Below are 22,595 nucleotides of genomic sequence, written 5' to 3' on the forward strand. Positions count from 1 at the left end.
GCAACATCGGCTTCGATGAAAGCTATGGCTGCATTGATGAAGCGAGATCGAAAAGCACGCGAAGTACTTACAATTCAAAGAGGTACCCGTTGTTTTCTAAACCTGAATGATGGAATGATAATGAATTGTTCCGGGCTTCGCGCCGGCGTTCCTGAGCATGATGCGACAGGAAAGTGAAGTATGGGGAATTTACCGCGACGTTAATCTACTCATTACGGATATAGAAGATACTTCATCCGGATTGCCTTAAACTTCTGCAATCCAGGCTCCCAGCTTTTCCTGATATCGGCTTCCGGGACGCCCGCGATGATCTGTTTTCTTAACTGATCGGTGCCAATGCGCAGATCGAATGCTGATATGTCCTGGTTCGCTCTTCCGGGAGTAAAGAAGTGAGCTTTGTCAGGATAGGCATTGTATAGTTCAATTAACCAGGAAAGATTGATCTGGCGGCTGTTACGAAGTTTTTCAATATCAAAATCACGGAGGTCCAAGCCGTAACAAACCGAGTCTTTGTGATTGGGGCGTTCGCTCATTCCGGGAATACTTACAGGTTTGTATGAGAATGGATACTTGCCTTTCAATGCGGGCGCTCCCAAAACAGTAAACGGCATATAAGTCCCCCGCCCTTCATTGATCGCAGTTCCTTCAAACATGCATAAGCTAGGGAAAAGCATTACGGCTTGCTGTGTATTTAAATTCGGAGAGGGATTTACCGGTAGTACATAGGGCATGTCGTGATTATAATTGGCAACCTTGATGACCTGTATTTTACACGGCTCATTCAGATATCCTTCCCCATTCAGGTATTGGGCAAATTCACCGATCGTCATGCCGTGCGTCATGGGGATATAGTGGATCCCGATCGCTGATTTGAATTTATCATCGGTCATCACAGGTCCGTCAATTACATATGCATTGGGATTAGGCCTGTCTAGAATGAGTAGTTCTTTCTTGTTTTCGGCACAGGCTTCCATTACATATTCCAGCGTATTGATATTGGTATAGTAGCGACAGCCCACATCCTGAATATCAAAGACCATCAGGTCGACATCCGCCAGCTGCTCTTTTGTTGGTTTCTGATTTTTACCATATAATGATATGATTGGGATTCCGGTCTTCGCATCGACCTCATTGCTTACCGCAGCCCCATTACTGGCATTACCTCTGAAACCGTGCTCAGGTCCAAATACCTTTACAATGTTAATTCCAAGGCTCAGTAAGCTGTCCACACTGCTTATTGAACCGATCAGCGAGCTCTGATTGGCCACCATACCAATGCGTTTTCCTTTCAGATATGGTAGGTATCTCTCAGTTTGATCCGCACCTGTAATGATTCCCTGCTTACCGGATTTACCATGGCTTGGCAATGCCAGTTGTGCGGTACATGCAGTGCTTCTGATTACCAGGGCCGTGAAGAAGAGAATAGAAATATATTTGATCATCTATACAGGACTATCATTTCGCATTACCATTAACGTTTGGTAAGATATCAAAAAGTCAGCATTTAAAGCTCCACCAAACGCCACCCACAAACTTAATATGGCGTTAATGCGCCCGGGAACAATAATTTTAGCAGTATACAACTTAAAGTTGTATACTGTGGTTAACATGCCGGAATTACTCAACCTGTTAGAGAAAAAGTATCCCAATTACTGGAGTCAGCGAGACGACATTACTGACATCAGGACAAGAACACTGGAGTTTTTACTTATTGCTTATTGCGTCTTGGGTATATGCTTATCCGTCATGCATTATTTTGAACACAAACTGCTCCTGATCGAGGTTGTGCTATTCTTTGTAAGCTTGTCCCTGCTTGCTGTGGTAATGCTTCGCAAAGGTGTACCCATGCAAAAGGTGGCACATTTCGCATTGGTCAGCCTGAGTGTCGCCATTATTTCAACCTCCCTGCTTTTCGAGCCGGGAAACCACGTTGCTACGCTTCAATACATCTTCGTCCTGCTGAGTGCAAGTTTTTACCTTTTGGGTGCCAGGTGGGGACTGATCTATTCCGTTACCAATGTTGTGGTTACCTGCGGGATCATGCTCGGTCAAGCTTATCATTTTGTACCGGTTGTCGATCATCCATTCTCTGTGGAGCCCCCTACTCTGTTTTTCGGTGTGATTTACAATTGCGCAATGCTCCTCTATATTCATTTCCGCTATTTCAAGGATTCTGAATTGTCAGATGCGAAGGAAAAGGTTCTTTTGGGAGAATTAAAGGTCGCGGCAGCAGACGCGCATGACATGGCGGATTATAAGTCCAATTTTCTGATGATGATTTCACATGAGATCCGTACTCCACTGCACGCCATTGTCGGAGGCATTGATATCTTCATGACCGAAAATCCTCAGGCGCGTCGCGACCAGTCGCTTGAATCGATCAGACTTTCTGCCGCTGTACTCGACTCGGTCGTAGAAGATGTTTTAAATCTCAATGAACTCGAAGTAAGCAAGATAACACTGCGAAACGAACAGTTTAAACCACTTTCCATTGTTACGGACATTGGTCAGGTTCTTCGTGCACAGGCGGCCAGGAAACACCTTTCTTTAAACATCACCAGTTCGCCCGAGCTGTCTGACTTGTCTGTGATTGGAGATCCGGTACGTCTTTCACAGATCCTGATGAACCTGACCAGCAATTCCATCAGATATACCGAAGCTGGCCGGATCGAGATCGATATCAGCGCCAGGCGAAGCAATGATACAATGGTAAATATCACCTTCAAAGTGTCCGATACCGGAATCGGCATTCCTGAGGAATTCAAAGCTGATATTTTTGAGCCTTTTAAGATAATCCATTCAACATCCCGTAAGCAGTACCACGGTACTGGATTTGGGTTACCGCTTGTTAGAAAACTCGTAGGTCTGTTAGGTGGAGTAATTGAATTCGACAGCGTGGAAGGAGTCGGCACCTCATTTTATTTTACCGTCGCTTACCCTTTGCCGGGCGTTGCAATGCAGCGAGGCGCAGACCCGGTCGGTAAATCAGAGCCATTGAAATTGAATGTACTGGTTGCAGAAGATGACAAGATGAACATATTGGTCCTTTCGCATTCGCTCAAAAAGTGGAACCTCAATTTCGATATTGCAGAGAATGGATTATTGGCTGTGGAATTAATGAAAAGCAAACATTATGATGTCATACTGATGGACATCAACATGCCTGTCATGGACGGAGTCGAGGCAAGCCGGCAAATCCGTGCGCTCGATAGCCCCAAAAGCAAGGTAGCAATCATTGCGCTGACGGCGGCCAACAAAAAGATGTTTGAATTCAGCGACGACCTGGCACTCTTCGACGACTGGATGTCCAAGCCTTTCCAACCTGAGCTGTTGTATTCAAGGCTACTGCAATTAGCTACATAGCAAGAACTTAGGGCACAAATTATCAAAGCCGCCCCGGCTCAACAAGCAAGATTATATCCTGAATTTAAGGCTATAATAACTTCATCTGAGTAGTTAATAATAGCCTCGAACTTACTAGATTTACGAACTAGTTTTACACGATATACCCTCCTTAAAATGATTAAGCTTTTTATCGCGCTCGGTGCACTTGCACTTTGCTGCTGTACCGGATCTGAAAAGCCTATTGACAATGATACTGTCCTTCTTACTGACAGTATCGGCTTATACGCTCAACCAACTTTCTCTCCAAATACTAAGGTAACTCACCTCTTGTCTGATATACCGAAATCAATGGATTCTGTGTTAAACAGGCTATCACCCCGGGAACGGAAGCTGTATATCAAGCACATGACCAAATTTTACAATGACCTCGAAGAAACGAGCAAAAATGCATATGTCAGTGCCTCTACCAGAAAATAGCTGTCAGGTTAAAAGCCCAAGAGCGTGGACGGATACATTCATTAAATACTAAAACAAAACCCTGCAAATTGTTGATTTGCAGGGTTTTGTTTGCTTTCGAAGCGAAGTAAAAGCTTTTTCAATTCAATGTCTTTCGACTAGCAACTTTCGGGTGAAGGAGGAGCTGTCTTTCTTGACTACTTTAACAACATAAGAACCGTCAGGTACATTGTTGAGCCTGATACCATCACTTGAAATCATGGAAGTCACAAAAATAGATCGTCCGTTGAGCGTGAAGACTTCGATACTCGCCGCATCACTTGTAGTTTGATGATCTAACGAGAGCAAACCTGCGTTAGGATTCGGGAACAGCCTACCGTGAGTTGGACCGGAAATCTTGATCTGTTTGATGTCGCTGTAAGCAAAGCTCCCATCGTTGTCGACCATTTTTAGCCGGTAGTAATTGCTTCCGCTTACCGGCTTATCGTGAAAAAACTCGTAAGGGCGGTCGATAGAACTTTCCCCTGCACTGGTAACAGTCCCAAATGATAACCAGCCCTTTCCATCAGCACTATGCTGCATCTCAAAATACTTGCTGTTAATCTCTTCACTTGTTTTCCAGATTAGCCTGATTCCATTCTCTTCACTCCGAACATCAAATGAGATAAGTGAGACCGGCAGGGACGGTGATTGCTCCTGACTTGTTGCTAAAATTCCTTCTGGGCCTTGGGCACTTGCAGCAAAAAATAACGAACAAAGAACTGAGGTAAGGTAAAGTGTACGCATTAGATAGTATTTAGATGATTTAATCCCACAAACTACTACATAATACCAACTAGTTCTAATAAACTTACTAACCGGAAAATAGTGAATGCGACATTTTACTTATCAGCCTGCGCAATTACACCTTCAATCAAAATAATAGCCTTAACAACAGCAGCTTGCAGATTCTCAAAAATGCTGGTAAATACCTGAGGATCGTCTTGCTGAACATGTTCCAATTCTGCTGACAGGCGATTTACATTTGGTAAGCATGCGTAACCCGCTATCCCTTTCAGTTTATGCGCGACAAACTTGACGGATGGAACATTTCGAGCTCTTACATGCTCTTCCAGTTCTTTCATAGTGGTTAAAAGCGAAGTTCTGGTCACGATCAGGTACTCCTGAACAAAATCTTTATCACCCAAAAATGTTTCTGTCAATCGGTCAAGATCAAAGTCGGCGGGTTGTTCAGCGGTAACATTGCCGGACTGGTATGCCGGACTGCTTGTAGCCGCGGCTGCTGTACCATTCAGCTGTTCGGATAAAACCTGTCTGAGAGCCTGCTCATTAATGGGTTTGGTCAAATAAGCGCTCATACCTGCCAGGACACTTTTCTCCCGGTCCTCTATAAAACTACCCGCGCTGAGTGCGATAATCGGAAGTTGACTGGCTCCTGCCAGTTTTCTGATCTGCCTGGTCGCCTCGTATCCGTCCATTTCCGGCATTTGAATATCCATCAGGATCAGGTCCGGCATGCTGGTGGTACAAATGCCAAGAGCTTGTGCCCCATCTCTGGCTTGTGAAATAATGGAATTTGGTAAAAGCCTTTTCACCAGGATGTTTGTCAGGAAAAGGTTGGCATCGTTATCGTCAGCAATCAGCACCTGCAGCTTCGCACCGGAAACTGGTGTGGGCAGTTTTGTTTTTTGCTCAAAAACAGAAGCGATTGTTTTCCTGGAAACCCTGTTAACAAAACCAACGATATCGTCAATCTTAACGGGTTTGCTCAGATGTTCCATGATGCTCAGGCGGCTTACCGCTTCATTGACTAGTACATCGTCTGCAGAACTGTGCAGAAGCAGGATTGGCAACTTACCCGGATCAAGCTGCTCCCGGACCTGCTCAATCATCTCAATTCCATCCATCTCTGGCATGTGAAAATCAACCACCGCCGCGTCATACTTGCGCGTTCTGAGCAGTTCCAAACCCTCTTCACCGGACGGAGCGGAATCCGTGCTGATGTGAAACAGATCGAAAATAGAAGCCAGGATCATCCGGTTATGCTCATTGTCATCGACAATCAGCACATGGCGGACTTCTTCCACTTTTTCAAATGCAAATGGGTGAGAATCGTCGATCTTCACCTCAATATCGAACGAAAAAGTACTTCCCTGGCCAACCTGGCTGCTCAGTTGCAGGCGGCTTCCCATCATTCCCAGCAGCCGGTTGGAAATTGTCAGGCCCAATCCTGTTCCGCCGTACTTCTTGGCCACGCTTCCGTCTTCCTGGGCGAAGGCTGAAAATATTTTCTCCATTCTATCCGCCCTGATGCCGATACCGGTGTCCCTGACCGAAAACCGGATTGCCTGATGCATAGGTCCGGCCAGTCCAACCGGGGTAACACTTAGTTCGATTTCGCCGCGGTCCGTAAATTTGGCCGCATTGCTGAGCAGATTTAGCAGAACCTGTTTCAATCTGATCTCATCCACCCAGGCAAACCTCGGCAGCGAAGGCGCCAGATTGAGAAGGAATTCAACGCCTTTTTTCTGAATGGAGTAAGAAACGATATCAGTTGCCTGTGACACAACTTCAATCAGGTCGCACCTCGCGATGTCCAGTTCCAGCTTTCCCGCTTCGATCTTCGAGAAATCAAGAATGTCATTGATCACCGCCATTAATGCGGCTGCCGACTGGTTGACGATGTTGAGATACTGGCTTTGCAGCGCGGATATTTCCGTTTTTAGAAGTAGATCAGTAAAACCTATGATTCCATTCAGCGGCGTACGGATTTCATGGCTCATGCTTGCTAAAAACTCCGATTTGGCTACACTTGCCTGCTCGGCAGCCAGCTTCGCAGCATTGAGCTCCTGTCGTTGCGCTACATCGGAGGTTACGTCGCTTGTGAACATCATAATCCCGCCTATCTGGTTATCATGTAAAAACCAGGGTCTTACCTCCCAGCTCAGGTATTGATCATGATCCCATCCGGGTGGTCGCCAGCATTCTTCGTGACTTTTTACAATCTCGCCTTTTAGACAGCGCTGGTGAATTGCCCGCCATTGCTCGCTGATATTCGGGAATACTTCATAATGTGACCGGCCCATTACCTGTTGATTTTCCAGACGGTAATCTTCAATCCATTTCTGGCTGGTGGCCAGGTAACAGATATTGGTATCGAACATAGCCACTGCCGCCGGCGCGTGTGTGACAAAAGCCGACAACCTGGCTTTTTCCAGTAACAACTCATTTTGCGTTGTCTGAATTTCGGTCATATCCGTCGCAATGCCCAGGTAACCAGCTATTTCACCATCCTCCGAGCGGATCACAGTTACTGTCAGGTTGACGGGTATCAGAGACCCGTCCTTTCTTTTGTAAGTCCAGTCGCGCACGTCAGAGCCATGCCGTTCGGCGTGGTGTACAAACGTGCGGAAACCTGAAATGGGAATATTGTATTCACCGGAAAGCTGCACAGCCCTGTGTTCGAGCTCATTTCCGAGATGGACCAATTCCGGTGAGTGAATGCCGACGAGCTCTTCGGCTTTGTAACCCAGCATGTTCTCGGCACCCTTGTTAAAAATGGTGATCGTTCCCTGCGGGTCCGTTGCTATAATGCTGATTTTCGAGGCGGAGTCGAGTACATCCTGCAGCAGTTTACGCGATCTGGAAATTTCCATCTCCCGTTTTTTTCTTTCATTGATATCCTGAAAAGTACCGAAAAGCCTGACACACTTTCCATTCACAAATTCAGTCTTGCCGATAGACCTCACCCATAAGTGGTTACCTTTTGCTGTGATCAACTCCAGTTCCACATCATATCCCTTCCCCTCAGTAATGGCATCGTGCACGCAAGCCTGGATGAGCTCTTTGCTGTAACCCTCTTTGTAAAAGGAAAGCCCCTTTTCAATGTCAGGGGCGAAATCCGGGCCGACTTCATGAATTTCCCTGGTGACCTCCGTCCAGAAAACTCTGTTGTTCTTCAGATGCACTTCCCAGCCGCCTACCCTGGCAGTCTTGTTTGTTTCTGCCAACAGCTCCTGCAGTCTCTCCATCTGCACGGCCATTCTATGCGAGTCTGTGATATCGACGGCATTGCCGATCACAACGTCCTCCTGCCCCTGCTGACGGATCAGGTTGTTCCGGTACCGCCATACCATTTGTCTGCCATTTTTATGCAGGATGGGCATAACGCCTTCGGCATACCGGTTCTGGTGAACCCTCTGAAGATAATCCTCGAAAGCAGGTCCGGAACCTTTTGGCATCAGATCTACCAACAGCTTACCTTCCAGCTGGCTGGGCTCGTAGCCCAGGCTTTCTGCACCTGAGGGATTGACAGACAGCAAAACACCCTTGCTATCGTGCATACACATCAGGTCGTGAGAATGCTCAAAGAAGAGCTGGTAAAAGTCTGAAATCGATTGTTTATCTGGCATTAGTGGGAGGGCGAGATCGTGTACTGTATTCGGGCGTCAGCGCAAATGTTAATGTGCAAAAATTTCAGGAATATTCGTTGCGATCAGCGCAATCCTGTTTGTGATTTATAATGCAATTTACGCGTTCCCACAAGCAATATCAATCTATTTCTACAAGGCAATCGAATTTCGTTAAAGATTGGAGCGCAAGTTTGACCGAGGCAACCGGTTCCTCTTTCTTGGGCAGTAATCGCTGGATGGAAGAAAAAGTGCTAAATTGGCGTGAACATCGCAGTCATTTTATTGACCTGCTTCAACCCTCGCGACTACATTTAAATATGGTGATTCTCCGGCTTGCATTCTCGCTTATCCTGCTTCTGGCAACCCGCATTGTTTACGCGCAGAATGTGATTAATAACGTTTCAACACCAGAGCATTTGCCCGTTACCGGAACAAAAGTGAGTCTTGTACCGCCGAAAGGTTTTGAAAAGGCCGAGAATTTCCTCGGCTTCCAGCAAACCCAGAGCGGATCAAGTATCCTCGTAATGAGCATTCCCGCACAGTTTGAAAAACTTCGGGCAGGATTAACAAAGGAAGCATTTCTCTCTAAGGGTGTCGAGATCAGCAGCATTGAACCACTCACGCTGAATGGTATGCCCGCCGCTTTCCTGACCGGCACACAAAGTGCGTATGGAAACGTGTACGCCAAATTAATTCTCTGTTTCGGCAAAGACGATGAGAGCGTGATGATCAATGGAGCTTACCCGCAAGATTTACCGGAAGTTGGAAAACAGATTAAGGAAGCAATTCTCGGCGCATATTTTGATGCCGGGAAAAAAGTCAATCCTTTTGAAACAGTTGATTTCGAAATCAGCACCACAGGAAGCAAGCTGGTTTTCGCCAAGAACGTAGCGAATGCGCTGGTTTATAATATGGACGGAAAAGTACCGACCCAGTCCACAGACAGAACATCTTTCATTCTCTCAAAATCGATGTCCAGATTAGACATTGAAGACAAGAAACTCTTTTGTTTAGGCCGGGCCAGGCAACTATACCCGGAGCTCAGCGTAGATTCGGTGAGTGCAGTAACCATTGATGGAATCGAAGGCTATGAATTGAGCGGTATTGCCAAAAACAAAAACACGGGTCAGGATGAGCAAGTTTACCAGGCTGTCCTGTTTAGCGACAATATGTACTATATAATAATCGGCTCTTCAAACAACGATTTCGCAAACAACCTGCAAGCGTTTAAATCGATAACTAAGTCATTCAAGCGTAAATAAATTTCGGCATTGCACCAGTTCAACCCGCACAACTAACATTTCATAGCTGATTCCAAGCATTTGAAATACCTCAGTATTTACCCGAATGCACCTGTTTCTCAACTTTGTGCCATTGAAAATGCGGGTGAAAGATCAATTTAACAAATGCGCATATCTTATCAGAATGAACTGCTCTACCCCGACCAGCGCACGGATATTGTAGCGACAAACCAGCTTTACCGGCACTATGAGCAGTCACCGGTTACTGGTTTGCTGGCTTCGCACGTGCATTGGTTTGATTTCAAAACGCGCCGCGCGCATCAGTTGAGCGTCAGTTATCCTGAGCCACTTTACAAACTGGTGCTTTGCGTTGCAGGGAATTCAAGATCGGTACCTAAAACGTCCGGGGAATATGGTTTCACTACCGGAAAAGCACTTTTTTACAAAACAGAAGAAGATCCGTACACTTCGCTGCTCCCTGCCGATACAGCGTTCAAAGTAATACACATTCATTTGTCAGACCTGCATCTCGCATTGCTTCACAACGAATTGCCACAGCTTTTTGAAAAGCCTGTCCAGGTAATGGACCTCTCTGCCGATTGTGCGGCCGCCTTTGTCCGGTTAAAGGTAATTTCAAAGGAAAACCCTGGCTTGCTACGCCTGTTTGAGGAAAAGCTCATCACTGACCAGCTGTTTAATCTGGCTTCACAAACGTTGCCGCGCAGCAACAAAAAGGATCTTTTACAGGAAGCAATCTGGCACATTCACCAGGCAGGCCGATACCTGACGATTTCTGAACTGGCCAGGCAATGCGGGACAAACAGCTTCCGGCTCAAACAACTTTTTCGTGAGCAGCTGGGCAGTTCTGTTTTTCAGTATCAATATGATCTGCAAATGGAGCGGTCGGCGCAGCTGTTACTGGATACTGCGTTGACGGTCTCGGAGGTAAGTCTGCAATGCGGCTATGAGAGCGCTGCCGCTTTTTCCAATGCATTTATGAGAAAATATGGTGTGCGGCCAATGGATTTCAAAAATGCCCGATTGCTCAAATAACGCTCCCGATCTGACAAACCCGGCTACCAGGCGCAATGGTAGATTTGCTCAAAAACAATGAGCATGAAAGCAAATGTAATTACAGCGCACGGTCCGGCAGCGACAGTTTTTGAGCTTTGTGAAATGCCGGAGCCCGTTGCAACGGTCGATGACCTGGTTATAAAAGTTTTGACAACTAGTGTAAATCCGCTCGACTGCCGGATAAGGAACAAAGCTTCCGTCCCGCGCAACTTTCCGCTGATCCTGGGTTTCGACGTTTGCGGTGTAGTAGTTGGAATGGGAAGCAATGTGAAAGGTTTCAGGATCGGAGACAGGGTAATCGGATCTCCTACTCCATTTCGGAACGGCGCGAATGCGGAGTATGTGGCCGTGGATTACCGCTCCTGCGCTTTGGCAGGAAACCTTTCCGATGAGATGGCGGCCGCCATTCCGCTAGTCGGAATAACAGCGTTTGAAGCGCTGCTGGACAGGCTGCATATCCAGAGTGGAGACCTGCTCGTTATTCATGCAGGCGCGGGCGGCGTCGGACATTTGGCCGTACAGCTTGCCAGATACGTGGGCTGCAAAGTGGTTACCACAGCCAGCCGGAAGGAATCAATGGAATATTGTACAACCACGCTCGGGGCAGACTATGTTCTGAACTACCGGGATGAGGACGTAAAAGCCGCCATCATGGATTTGACCGATGGACAAGGCGCCGCTCTGATCCTGGACACGGTTGGAGGTTCCACATTCAGCCAATGCATTGAGTATGCTGCGTACAACGGACATATCTGCTCGATACTGCCCGTTTCGGTCGGCGCGCAAGAAGGTTACCGGCTGCTTTTGAAGAATATTACATTGAGCTACCAGTTTATGGGCGGGCCTTTACAAAATCCTTCTCAAAACCGGCAGAGCATTATCCTTAAAAGACTAGTTGAAATGGTGGAAAACGGAACATTGCAGCCGCATGTATCCAAAGTGTACCCTCTGGAAGAATTGGCGAAAGCACATGAAGAGATAGAAACCGGGCACACGATTGGAAAAATTGTTATTCGTAACAATAATTAACCGTTCCCGATCCTCCGTTTACGGCTTGGCGCAGGACGTTAATCCCCGATTGAACTTTCAGATGATACCCGTAACTCAAACAGATTGATGATACTGAAACGAGATTTCCACATCAGATTCGGCAACGCGCCGGACCATTCCATTGATTACCTCCTGGGAATGCTCAAAGACGCGCGCCTTACGTCGATCCAGAGTATTGAAAAATTGCCCAATGACCTGATCGACTGGCAGTATAGTCAGAACTGGAATACGGTTGGCGCGCTGCTATCCCACATCATTGCCATAGAGCATTATTTCCGCATTGAATTCGTAGAAGGCCGACCGCTGACCACGGAGGAAAATGACGAACTTTTGCCAGCCCTGGATATGGGCGAGCACATCCCGAAGCTGCTGTTAAAGCAACCGGTTCGAAGCTACATCGACGCATTGCATGCTTCCCGGAAGCTGTTGATAGAGGCTGTTGAAAATATCAGCTTTCATGATTTCAGCAGAAAAATCGAGGGCTACGACCCGGAAGGAGGCTGCAACCTTGCCTGGGCGTTATATCATATGATCGAAGACGAAATTTACCACCGCGGCCAGATCAGCATGATCAGGAAGTTGTATCAGCACAACAGGACAAGAAGTTGAGTAAGAAGCAGTTTACAGCCAGGCAATGTGGCTGCGGAATAGCTGTATCTTTTTGTTTTGCTCCATCTTTTTCAGTAACCTGGAAACCACTTCACGTGAAGTGTTGAGGTCATTTGCTATTTCAGAATGGGTCATAAAAAGCTCCTTCGTGCCCCGGTTCTTTACCTGATTTTTAAGGTAAAATTCCAGCCGCTCATCCATGCCTTTGAAAACTACACTGTCGAAAACAGTTAATAGTTCTTCAAATCTCGACCGGTAATTATCTATCACAAAGTAATACCAGCTTCTATACTCCTGCATCAGATTGTCCATCAGCTGAATGGGCACCATAATGGCGACGGTATCTTCGAGGGTGACGGCGGTGATCTCGCTCGTCTGCTGGCGGGTGTTACAGATCATCGAAAGCGCACAGGCATTTCCGGCTTGCAAGGTATAAATATAGGCTTCCTCCCCATCGTCGCCCTCCCGGTATAGCTTTACTTTCCCGCTGGCAATCAGCAATGTATACTTGAAGTATTGACCAGTACGCATAATTACTTCGCCCGCTAGGATCTGTTTCAGCGACGATTCTGCTGCAAGCCTTGCTTTTAATTCCGGCTCAAAATCGGGAAAAACCGTGTCCAGGTAATGTGCTATGTCCGCATTCATAACATCGCTTTTTACATTCCAAAGATAGGATCAATTCATTCCCTGCTATGTGACAAATATCACTGACAGGCAAATTCAAGACTGGCAATTTTGTGTCTGACAAATAACATTGATATGGAAACACTTGCATACCTGGCCTCCATCCTGATCGGCGTATTGCTGGGACTGATTGGCGGCGGAGGCTCCATTCTGACGGTTCCGGTGCTGGTCTATCTTTTTGGTATCAACCCGTTAATTTCCACATCCTATTCGCTTTTTATTGTGGGCTCAACCAGTCTGGCGGGTGCATTTACCCATTTCCGCGATGGACAGATCAACCTTCGAACAGCTGCATTTTTTGGCACGATATCCATCACAACGGTCTATCTGACACGGAAATTCCTGATGCCGATCGTTCCTGATAATCTGTTTCAGATAGGCAATTTCACGATCACCGGGGCGCTGCTGACCATGATCCTTTTTGCAATACTGATGGTGGCTGCCTCACTGGGTATGATCCGGGACAAAGAAAAAACGCCGGGCTGCCTGACTTGCGACCTGAAAGGCAATGTGATCCGGCTGGTGCTGAGCAGCGTGGGGATCGGGCTTACGACCGGGTTGCTCGGAGCGGGAGGCGGTTTTCTGTTGATCCCCACCTTGGTTTTGATAATGGGAATGCCCATGCGCGAGGCAGTCGGCACTTCATTACTGATTATCGCGCTCAATTCCCTGATCGGCTTCCTCGGCGACCTCGGGCATTTTGCGATCGACTGGCTATTTCTTATCAAAGTCACCAGCATTGCTATGGGTGGAATTGTGATCGGTACGTGGCTCGGCAAGCGTGTAGCATCCAGTCAGTTGAAAAAGGGTTTTGGCTGGTTTGTGCTGGCAATGGGGCTATTTATCATTACAAAAGAACTGGTCTGGCCGTTGCTAGGAGGCTTTTCTCCTGTCTGACAAAAAATTTACAGCTGGGTGACAAATGTCACTGACCCGGCAAGCTGCAAGGCCGAAATTTGCACATACAATGAATCAACTCAATAGAATTATGAAAATCGAACAGATCTATACCGGGTGTCTTGCCCAGGGTGCCTATTATATCGAAAGTAATGGCGAAGCTGTGGTAATTGACCCGCTCAGAGAAGTGGAGCCCTACATCAGTCGCGCAGAAAAGAGCGACGCAAAAATCAAATATGTGCTGGAAACGCACTTCCACGCCGACTTTGTCTCCGGGCATCTGGATCTGTCGGAAAAAACAGGCGCAAGGATCGTGTTCGGACCAACTGCGCAGCCGGGATTTGAAGCACATATTGCAGTAGACGGCGAAGTACTGACCGTCGGCAATGCAACAATCAAAGTTCTGCACACGCCGGGCCACACGATGGAAAGTACGTGCTATCTGCTCAGCGATGCAGCCGGCAAAGACCTCGCCATTTTCACCGGAGATACCCTGTTTATCGGGGATGTAGGCCGCCCTGACCTGGCGCAAAAAGTAGTGGCTGACCTCACGCAGGACAAGCTGGCCAGATATTTATTCAACTCGTTGCGGACGAAGATCATGCCGCTGGCGGATGACATTGTGGTATATCCCGCACACGGTGCCGGCAGTGCGTGCGGTAAAAATATGAGTAAGGAAACGACCGACACGCTGGGCAATCAAAAGCGCTTTAACTATGCGCTGCGCGCGGACATGACAGAGGAAGAGTTTGTAAAAGAAGTTACCGACGGACTAACACCTCCCCCAGCCTATTTCCCCGAAAATGTGATGATGAACATCCAGGGGTACGATCGCATCGATACCGTGATGCAGCGTGGAAATCGTGCGCTTGATCCCGATGCATTTGAAGCAGCTGCCAACGAAACCGACGCCATTCTGCTCGACACGCGTGATGCCGGGGTTTTTGCAAAAGGTTTTATCCCGAATGCGATCAACATCGGCATTGACGGAAGTTTTGCGCCATGGGTAGGTGCAATGATCCCCGATATCAGACAGAAGATCCTGATTGTTACCGAGCAAGGCAGAGAAGAAGAAGTGATCACCAGATTGGCGCGTGTCGGGTATGATTATACGATCGGCTATTTGGACGGCGGTTTTGAAGCCTGGAAAGAAGCCGGCAAAGAAATCGATCAGATTGAATCCATTACTGCGGGCGAAATGGCTCAACGACTTCAAGAGGATCCGGCATTAACCGTGCTTGATGTAAGGAAAGCCAGCGAGCATTTCTCCGAACATATGATTGGTTCCGGGAATATCCCATTGGATAACCTGAATGATCATCTTTCAGAAATTGACAAAAACAAAACCTATCTGGTGCATTGCGCGTCCGGTTACCGGTCGATGATTTTCAACTCCATTCTGAAATCAAGAGGATACGATCGCGTAATCAATGTAACGGGCGGCTTCAAGGCAATGAAAGAATCAGGACTCTTTCAGATCAGCAATTACGTCTGCCCGAGTACCATGTTATAGCCCGCCTCTCATTTTGTCGAGTTAAATTTTTCACGTATTCCGGTTATGCTGAACAGGAATTTCAAACATAAAATACATTCATGCTGGACTTAATTAAACAGCCGTGGCCCTGGTACATTGCCGGGCCGCTGATCGGGCTCACGGTACCTGCCTTGCTCATAGCAGGAAATAAATCGTTCGGGATTTCGTCATCGTTGCGTCACGCTTGCGCGGCCTGTCTTCCGGCAAAAATCCCCTTTTTTCAATACGAATGGAAAAAAGAGACCTGGAACCTTGTTTTCGTGCTCGGCATTTTTCTGGGAGGTGTAATTGACTCGAACTTTCTGGTTAACCCCAACGCAATCCAGGTCACGGAAAATCTCACAAAAGAACTTGCCGGGTATGGTATCACGGACTTTTCATCCCAGGTACCTGTCGATATCGTGAGCTGGGAAAGCCTTCTGACCTTACGCGGCATAATCATGCTGGTTGGCGGTGGATTTCTGGTTGGCTTCGGAGCGCGTTACGCCGGTGGCTGCACGAGTGGTCATTCCATTATGGGCCTTTCCACATGGCAGTGGCCCTCGCTGGTCGCCACGATCTGTTTCATGATCGGCGGGTTTATCATGGCGAACTGGATTTTACCCTTGATTTTAAGTTTATAGAACAGGTAACACATTTGGATATGCAACCCATTGTAAAAGAAGAAAACGAATACGCCATCCGCGCGACAGATGCCATTTGCATCAACGAAAGTGCGCAGAATCACGCCTGGTATGGTAACATTAAGTACCTGATAACCGGCATTCTGTTCGGGATCGTCTTTATCAAAGCCGAGGTAATCAGCTGGTTCAGGATACAGGAAATGTTTCGCCTCGAATCTTTCCAAATGTACGGCGTAATCGGCAGCGCCGTGGCCGTCGGAATGTTGTCCGTATGGCTGATCAAAGCATTCAACGTCAAAACAGTGCACGGAGAGCAGATCACTTTTGCCAAAAAGCAATTTAACAAAGGACAGATTTATGGCGGTTTGCTGTTCGGGTTGGGCTGGGCACTAACAGGCGCTTGTCCGGGGCCGTTGTTTGCGCAGATCGGGTTTGGGGCCACCGTCGTGATCGTGCCGCTGCTCAGCACCATAGCGGGCACCTGGGTTTACGGCTATTTTCGGGAGACGCTTCCGCATTGATGTAATCATTCCTCTTATCATTTGCGATTTTCAGTTTGCGTCAGGGCACAACTTTTTAGGTCCTGTACCTAAACATTTCATCCAAAATCATGAAAGCCGCAATTATCACCGAATATGGTTCCCCGGAAGTTTTCGAAATAGCAGATCTGCCCACGCCTGAAATTGAAGACGGCCAGGTATTGATCCAGAACAAGGCATCCTCTGTAAACCCGGTGGATACGCTCGTACGGCAAGGTAAAACGAGGCTCATCACCGGTTTGTTCGGCAAGCACGTTTTGGGCGCCGATTTCGCCGGTGTTGTTATCGAGTCCAAAAATCCCGCATTCAATGTCGGCTCAGAAGTGTACGGAATGCTGAGCGCCGTAAAAGGTGGCGCTTATGCTGAAATGCTCGTGGCGAAGCAAGATAATATACACTTCAAGCCTGCAAACATCTCTTTCGCAGAAGCCGCCTCCATTCCGCTGGTAGGTTTAACAGCCTGGCAGGGATTAATGGCAGATGGAAAAATGCAGTCAAGACAGCATGTTCTGATCACCGGATGTACCGGCGGAGTTGGTTACATAGCTGTTCAGATCGCCAAGCATTTCGGCAATACCGTAACTGGTACCTGCAGCGAAGCCCACGCTGATTTTGCAAAGCAGATCGGCGCAGACCACATCATTATATACGACAAAGAAGAAATCCCGGCAGATAAGCAATTCGACCTCATTTTTGATGCCAGTGGCCATTTTACGATCTCCGATCTCAAAGACAGTCTCACCGACACGGGCCTTTTTGTTACAACCCGCGGCGGAGCAGACAGTCTGGGTGGCGTAGTTGATGCGGCTATCGATATGGTATTTCAAAAACGCATGAAAATGGTCGGAGTGAAACCAAATTCCGAAGACCTCCTTCAACTGGCCAAGCTCATTGAAGCAGGTGTGATCAAACCCCAGGTCTCCAAAACGTTTGCATTGGAAGACCTGGGACTGGCGCATCAAATGGTGGAAGAGGAAAGCTTCACCGGGAAGGTAGCAGTTGAAATTTGATGGAAATCCCGACTCTGCCGGGCAGCACGTTATTGTTCAATATCGTGCTGCCCGGCATTTTCAAACATACTTAACAGATTGCTTACAGCATCTTCCGAATGCAGCATCTCCGTGGATTCAAGCGTTATTTGGGTAACGATACCGCCGCGCTTACACATTTGCTGTTCGAAACTGGCAATAGCCTCTTGAATTGTGACATACGCATCACTTACTAAATGCGACGCCAGTTCCATCGCGTCCTGCATGGCCATATTGACGCCCTCGCCGGCGTAAGGCGGCATCCGGTGTGCAGCATCGCCGATCATCGTGAGGTTAGCGAGCGGTTCCCATTGCTGATCTGTCGGATAATGATACTGCGGCCGCGGCACAAACCATAGCTCGTCACCCGCAAATAGCTCCTGCCAGATCTCGTCCCACGAGCCGAACGCTTCTTTAAACCAATGCAGTACCTCCTGCTTGTTTGCAAAGTCAATCCCGCTTTCTTTCACCCAATACTCAGGCGACTTGCAGCCCGTGTAAAATGACAGGCTACCGTCACCTTTTGCGCTCAGTATCAGCGATTGTTCATGACCGAATGCAAAAACCTTCCCTCCTTTCGTCAGCTGGTGCAAATGCGGCGCATTTTTCTCGGCATGGTACACATTGCCTTCCACGATTGTAATGCCCGAATAGATCGGCTGAATGTCGGTGATATAAGGTCGTATTTTGGAGTTAGCCCCGTCGGCTGCGATCACGATATCGGCGTAGGCACTGGTGCCGTTTTTAAAATGCAGCAGCCAGCCCGACCCGCTTTTGTCCATAGACAGGAAGTGACTGTTCCAAACGATCGTTTCATCATTTAGCGAGTCAATGAGTAAACGCCGCAATGGGCCGCGATCGATCTCGGGGCGGTCTTCGGTCACCGATTCTGATGTGTGGTCATCTAACTGAATGCGCGCGTGCTGATCAGTAACGCGCAGTTTGCCGGCGTCTGGCCGATAGTTCGCGAAGAATGCTTCGAGCAGTCCTGCCTGGCCTAATGCCGCGAGACCCGATTCCTGGTGAAGGTCGAGCGTTGCGCCTTGCACGCGCACATCTTTATTGATATCACGCTCATACACTTTAACCTGAGCGCCACGCATTTGAAGCAAGCGGGCTAATGTTAAACCACCGGGCCCGCCGCCGACGATTGCAATTGTTTTATTTTCAATGACCATAATTTGTCTTGTTTGATTTACAAGACAAAACTATGCGGGCGGAAGGGTCGAAAATTGTATAAATCGGTCTTCCCGGTTCCTGGCCAGCTCTTTGGGGATAACACCCGCATATTTCCGGATCTCACGGATGAAATGAGATTGGTCAGTATAATTTTCCTCCGGGAAGAGCTTGCCGGCTTTTATATGCCCGAAAGAAGACCTGAAACGCAGTACGTTGCAATATGTTTTTAGCGACAAACCAAATGTATCCTGAAAATAGCGGTTGATCTGCCTGCTGCTCCAATCCGACTGATCAGCAAGTTCTGCAACGCTCATAGCGCCGTGAGATTCATATATCAGATCGAAAAGCCTTTTCTTGCGAGGGTCGATATCTGCCTTTAACATGTCCAAAAGCGCATTTGTCAACAGCGCTGCAAACTGCCTGACATCGTCGAATTGCCCGATTGTGGCATTGAAAAAGTCCGCGGGTAATAAGGTGACGCTATCGGGTAGCACCGGCAAATGGGCCTTGAATAGATATTCCGCTGCCAGAGGCCGGAAGCTGATGCAGAACATCCTGAAATGCGGCGCAATTTCCACCTGCGACGGACCGGTTTCCAGTCCATGCAAACCCAGGTACTGCCGGTTATCAAAATGAAAGCTCACATCCAGCCGACCATCGGGCAATACGACAGCAGGCTTCTGCTCGTCCGACTCATTCGTCAGAATCCAAAAGCTTTCCACCAAAGCTTCCAATGCTGCCACGGGCTGTACCGTTTCAAAGCTGATACCCTTCATTGTAATGCTGTTTTACACAAAATCCCGAATAATAAGTCTTTGTTTCAGAATCCTGAATGCGACCCCATTACAAAATATTATCGCCCAGACCTTTCAGGATATTATCCCGGTAGGTGGATCCGATCGGGATTACTTTTCCGGTGGTCAGGATCATTTCGCTGCCGTTGATTTCCGCTATGATTTTCCTGCTGACAATAAATGACCTGTGAACGCGCAGGAAAACCTGACCGGGCAGCTTTTCCTCTATCCTTGTCATCGTCTGGTGCAACACCGTCACGCCGTTCGACCAATAGATTTTGAGGTAGTCTTTCATGGCTTCAACAACCTGAATCTTCTCGATATCGATCCTGACAAGCCGCTTACTATCCCGCACCAGAAGATAATCGTCTTCCTCTACATTGATTTTCTGGTTATTCGCATATTTGGTTTCTGGCTGAGGTTCACTCTGGCCGGAAACCTGATGCCGAAGCTCGCCATACGCTTTCAGGACTGCGCGCGCAAACCTTTCGAATGAGATCGGCTTCAGGATATAATCGGTCACCTGGGAATTAAACCCTTCGATGGCAAACTGGGGATCGCCGGTAACAATGATGATCTTCGGACGGGGCTCGGGAAGCAAAGAAATCAGTTCCATTCCGCTTAGTCCGGGCATCTGAATATCCAGAAAAACAAGATCCGGCTTTTGTGCACGAATCTGTATCAGCGCGTCCATTGCGTTCGCACATTGCCCGGTAAGTTTCAGATAAGGGATTTTTTGAACATGCTTTTCAAGGATTTCCCTTGCCGGTTTTTCATCGTCTGCAATAATGCACTTCAACTGATCAATCTCCATTATACGCTATCGTTGAGAAAAAAACTTGCCGCGCAAGATACGTTCATTCATCGAAAGCACCACATGAGCTAAATCCTGCACGCCCCAAAGTCGCATTCAAGGCGGCTTTTGCGCACGGCCGTCGTCCCGGCAGCAAGCATTTTGTAACCGGAAAAACGATTTCGTCGAAAACCCGGACACGTTCGTCTAAAAAAAAATAGGTCAACGGCAGGATGACCTATTTTTCGTCGCATTTCGCATTTCAGGACCGTCAGAATGCACCTGGCGGTACCCCACAGATTTAATTGTTTACATTTTCTTAATCAAACGTTCATGAAAAGACTACTACCAAAATTATGGCGGCAGCTGCGCAAGCCTGCTGTTGCCGGTTTGTACCTGACTGCCGGTTTATTTACCGCCGGAGTGGAAGATGCCGCTGCACAGGGCTGTTACGCATTCCGGTTGGCGAGCAACGGAAAGTATTTAACCGATATCAATGGCCTCAGGGTACAAGCTGCGAATAACCAGGCCAACCAGATTTTCCGACTGGAGCCTGTCGGTGATTATGTAAGAATTACCCCTAATGGAAGTCAATATGCCGGTCAGGATGCATTGACGCGCCGCTGGGATGACGCGGTCCTCATCAACAAATAACCCTCTATCTACTTTATTATGAAAAAACAGATCAAAACAGGTGCTGTCAAATCGGTCGTGGGACTGCTTTTCCTGGTCTTGCTGAGTTACTACAACGCTTTCGCACAGATTACTACAGGATGCTATGAACTCCGGCCCGCGAGCAGCGCAACCAAACGCCTGACCAATGTAAATGGCGTTCTCAAAATCCAGGAGGGAAATAATTCCGACAGCCAGATATTCCATATAGTCTACTACGGTACCGACAGGATCACGATCATGGCGCAGGGCAGCGATCAGGGTTTTTTAGCGGCAACAAATTTCAATGCCGGCACGCCTATTTACCTTAAGAAAACATACGAATTTCCTCCGGCTACTGCCATTTACCAGGACAGGGGCGTTCCATTCTGGACACCTTCGGCTGTAAATGACGCCAACCCGGGTGCGAAGTATAATATGATCAAGTTCAATGACGCAGGACCTAATACTCCGGTTGTCGGATTTGGAGCTAACAACTGGGGAGACGGAATCCCCGGCTCTTCTCTGACAGACATTTATCTGGCTTCATCGAGCGACATGGCCGTATTTGGAGGAGCTAAATGGTACCTGGTTCCTAAATCCTGTCCTTCCAATTTCTGTGATTTCAATTTTACCGCCACGGTTTCGAACTACACGCCAGTAATAGGTTCAAGTGTGACCTTTTCAGTAAATTGTCAGGGTGCAGGCTGTACGGGCGTGACCTACCACTGGCTAGGTACCCACGCGTGGGGACTTGGAACCAGCAGAGATCTTTATGCAAACCCAGGCGGTCAGCCTGGTCCCTACACTGTTCCCATTGACGCCACCAAACCGGGCTGCCTGACTAAGAGCCAGTCCGTGACCATCAATGTGGTTGGCAATAACACCAGTTTCTCGCAGTGCCTGGAAGCGGAAAGCTCAACCGGTAACGGCGTCATTTCCGGTGATCCCAATGCGTCTAACCAACAAACCCGCGGAGACCAGAATACCCCAAACCACTATGTAGACTACCAGGTTACCGGGGTACCCACCTCGGGAAGCTACAATGTGACGCTGCGCTACTACTCCGCCAGTGCACCTACCGTAAATGTCTCGGTAGCAGCTTCCGGTTTTTCGCAGAACGTCAATTTGCAAAATTCAGGCTCCTGGAACATCGCCTGGCGCGAGCAGACATTCCAGGTCAATCTGAATGCCGGTACAAACATCATTAAAGTCTCTGGTGTGGGGCAGGCAAGCTGTCGCCAGGATAAAATTTGTGTAAGCAGTATCAACAGCGGGCGTATCGGTGTGGAGGAACTGAATGCTGAAATGGAAAATGAAACCGAGATCGCGCCTAATCCAAGTACTGGTGAGTTTACGGTCAGTTTCTTTTTAGCCCAGGGCAACAATGCCACATTGTCCGTGATAGATATGAAGGGATTGGTTGTACAGGAGCGGAAAGTAGCCGGCCGCGGCAACCACAAAGAGAAAATTTCGCTTTCCAACAATTCATCCGGGACTTACCTCGTGAGAATCCTTCGGGAGAACGGACAGCAGATCAAGAAGGCTGTGGTGATTAAATAGAATTTTAATGAGTTCAAGAAAGGGCGTTCAGCAAACACTGGGCGCCTTTTTTTATCTGAAACAAATGCGTGGAATGCTACCGGGTTTAATCCTTTGAAATACCCGCAACCAGCTTGACCC

At 47.9% G+C, this 22,595-nt stretch carries 20 protein-coding genes; 13 read left to right on the plus strand and 7 right to left on the minus strand.

What is annotated here, in order from left to right; translation table 11 throughout:
* Positions 1-212 precede the first annotated feature (212 nt).
* Positions 213-1,442 carry an exo-beta-N-acetylmuramidase NamZ family protein gene (locus tag AC1XTG_RS02465; protein ID WP_484840872.1) on the minus strand — a complete coding sequence of 410 codons (1,230 nt, stop codon included), beginning with the start codon at positions 1,440-1,442 and terminating at the stop codon, positions 213-215.
* Positions 1,443-1,746: 304 nt separating this feature from the next.
* On the opposite strand from AC1XTG_RS02465, the gene AC1XTG_RS02470 reads away from it, so the two are divergent.
* Together AC1XTG_RS02470 and AC1XTG_RS02475 are read left to right on the plus strand one after the other, a co-directional pair.
* Positions 1,747-3,363, plus strand: a complete 1,617-nt coding sequence (locus tag AC1XTG_RS02470; protein ID WP_484840873.1) for an ATP-binding protein — start codon at positions 1,747-1,749, stop codon at positions 3,361-3,363.
* A gap of 156 nt (positions 3,364-3,519) precedes the next feature.
* The gene (locus AC1XTG_RS02475; RefSeq protein ID WP_484840874.1) at positions 3,520-3,822 is read left to right on the plus strand and encodes a hypothetical protein; all 303 of its coding nucleotides are present in this window, start codon (positions 3,520-3,522) and stop codon (positions 3,820-3,822) included.
* A gap of 123 nt (positions 3,823-3,945) precedes the next feature.
* Here the strand turns inward: AC1XTG_RS02475 and AC1XTG_RS02480 are convergent, their stop codons facing one another.
* Together AC1XTG_RS02480 and AC1XTG_RS02485 are read right to left on the minus strand one after the other, a co-directional pair.
* Positions 3,946-4,587, minus strand: coding sequence for a T9SS type A sorting domain-containing protein (locus AC1XTG_RS02480; RefSeq protein ID WP_484840875.1), 642 nt, complete (start codon positions 4,585-4,587; stop codon positions 3,946-3,948).
* Positions 4,588-4,682: 95 nt separating this feature from the next.
* The gene (locus AC1XTG_RS02485; RefSeq protein WP_484840876.1) at positions 4,683-8,213 is read right to left on the minus strand and encodes a PAS domain-containing hybrid sensor histidine kinase/response regulator; all 3,531 of its coding nucleotides are present in this window, start codon (positions 8,211-8,213) and stop codon (positions 4,683-4,685) included.
* A 317-nt stretch (positions 8,214-8,530) separates the two neighbouring features.
* Here AC1XTG_RS02485 and AC1XTG_RS02490 point away from each other — a divergent pair, with 317 nt between their 5' ends.
* The 4 genes from AC1XTG_RS02490 (at position 8,531) to AC1XTG_RS02505 (ending at position 12,187) form a co-directional block, all read left to right on the plus strand.
* Complete coding sequence (locus AC1XTG_RS02490; RefSeq protein WP_484840877.1) at positions 8,531-9,475, plus strand: hypothetical protein; 945 nt, start codon at positions 8,531-8,533, stop codon at positions 9,473-9,475.
* Between the two features lie 144 nt (positions 9,476-9,619).
* Positions 9,620-10,507 (plus strand): helix-turn-helix domain-containing protein, encoded by an 888-nt coding sequence (locus tag AC1XTG_RS02495; RefSeq protein WP_484840878.1) that lies wholly within the window; start codon positions 9,620-9,622, stop codon positions 10,505-10,507.
* 63 nt (positions 10,508-10,570) lie between these two features.
* The gene (locus tag AC1XTG_RS02500) at positions 10,571-11,557 is read left to right on the plus strand and encodes a quinone oxidoreductase family protein (RefSeq protein ID WP_484840879.1); all 987 of its coding nucleotides are present in this window, start codon (positions 10,571-10,573) and stop codon (positions 11,555-11,557) included.
* An 87-nt stretch (positions 11,558-11,644) separates the two neighbouring features.
* Complete coding sequence (locus tag AC1XTG_RS02505; RefSeq protein WP_484840880.1) at positions 11,645-12,187, plus strand: DinB family protein; 543 nt, start codon at positions 11,645-11,647, stop codon at positions 12,185-12,187.
* 12 nt (positions 12,188-12,199) lie between these two features.
* Here AC1XTG_RS02505 and AC1XTG_RS02510 read toward each other — a convergent pair whose 3' ends face one another.
* Positions 12,200-12,835 carry a Crp/Fnr family transcriptional regulator gene (locus AC1XTG_RS02510; RefSeq protein ID WP_484840881.1) on the minus strand — a complete coding sequence of 212 codons (636 nt, stop codon included), beginning with the start codon at positions 12,833-12,835 and terminating at the stop codon, positions 12,200-12,202.
* 114 nt (positions 12,836-12,949) lie between these two features.
* Between AC1XTG_RS02510 and AC1XTG_RS02515 the strand changes: the two genes are divergently transcribed.
* From AC1XTG_RS02515 to AC1XTG_RS02535, 5 genes are all read left to right on the plus strand, one after another.
* Entirely contained in the window at positions 12,950-13,771 is an 822-nt protein-coding gene (locus tag AC1XTG_RS02515) for a sulfite exporter TauE/SafE family protein (protein WP_484840882.1), read from the plus strand.
* Between the two features lie 91 nt (positions 13,772-13,862).
* A complete protein-coding gene (locus tag AC1XTG_RS02520; protein WP_484840883.1) occupies positions 13,863-15,284 on the plus strand; it encodes an MBL fold metallo-hydrolase in 1,422 nt (473 codons plus the stop codon).
* Between the two features lie 80 nt (positions 15,285-15,364).
* Positions 15,365-15,928 carry a YeeE/YedE family protein gene (locus AC1XTG_RS02525; protein ID WP_484840884.1) on the plus strand — a complete coding sequence of 188 codons (564 nt, stop codon included), beginning with the start codon at positions 15,365-15,367 and terminating at the stop codon, positions 15,926-15,928.
* Positions 15,929-15,948: 20 nt separating this feature from the next.
* Entirely contained in the window at positions 15,949-16,449 is a 501-nt protein-coding gene (locus AC1XTG_RS02530) for a DUF6691 family protein (protein ID WP_484840885.1), read from the plus strand.
* 89 nt (positions 16,450-16,538) lie between these two features.
* Positions 16,539-17,477, plus strand: coding sequence for an NAD(P)-dependent alcohol dehydrogenase (locus AC1XTG_RS02535; protein WP_484840886.1), 939 nt, complete (start codon positions 16,539-16,541; stop codon positions 17,475-17,477).
* 29 nt (positions 17,478-17,506) lie between these two features.
* On the opposite strand, the gene AC1XTG_RS02540 is transcribed toward AC1XTG_RS02535, so the two are convergent.
* The 3 genes from AC1XTG_RS02540 to AC1XTG_RS02550 all read right to left on the minus strand — a co-directional run bounded on the left by AC1XTG_RS02540 (position 17,507) and on the right by AC1XTG_RS02550 (position 20,282).
* On the minus strand, positions 17,507-18,673 hold the full coding sequence (locus AC1XTG_RS02540) for an FAD-dependent oxidoreductase (RefSeq protein WP_484840887.1): 1,167 nt from the start codon (positions 18,671-18,673) through the stop codon (positions 17,507-17,509).
* 30 nt (positions 18,674-18,703) lie between these two features.
* The gene (locus tag AC1XTG_RS02545) at positions 18,704-19,450 is read right to left on the minus strand and encodes a DUF6597 domain-containing transcriptional factor (RefSeq protein WP_484840888.1); all 747 of its coding nucleotides are present in this window, start codon (positions 19,448-19,450) and stop codon (positions 18,704-18,706) included.
* Between the two features lie 67 nt (positions 19,451-19,517).
* Positions 19,518-20,282 carry a LytR/AlgR family response regulator transcription factor gene (locus AC1XTG_RS02550; RefSeq protein WP_484840889.1) on the minus strand — a complete coding sequence of 255 codons (765 nt, stop codon included), beginning with the start codon at positions 20,280-20,282 and terminating at the stop codon, positions 19,518-19,520.
* A gap of 312 nt (positions 20,283-20,594) precedes the next feature.
* Here AC1XTG_RS02550 and AC1XTG_RS02555 point away from each other — a divergent pair, with 312 nt between their 5' ends.
* Positions 20,595-20,915, plus strand: a complete 321-nt coding sequence (locus AC1XTG_RS02555; protein WP_484840890.1) for a hypothetical protein — start codon at positions 20,595-20,597, stop codon at positions 20,913-20,915.
* Between the two features lie 18 nt (positions 20,916-20,933).
* The gene (locus AC1XTG_RS02560; protein WP_484840891.1) at positions 20,934-22,475 is read left to right on the plus strand and encodes a T9SS type A sorting domain-containing protein; all 1,542 of its coding nucleotides are present in this window, start codon (positions 20,934-20,936) and stop codon (positions 22,473-22,475) included.
* The last annotated feature ends 120 nt before the right edge of the window (positions 22,476-22,595 follow it).

This window comes from Dyadobacter sp. HNCC25DJ183 (assembly GCF_056895175.1).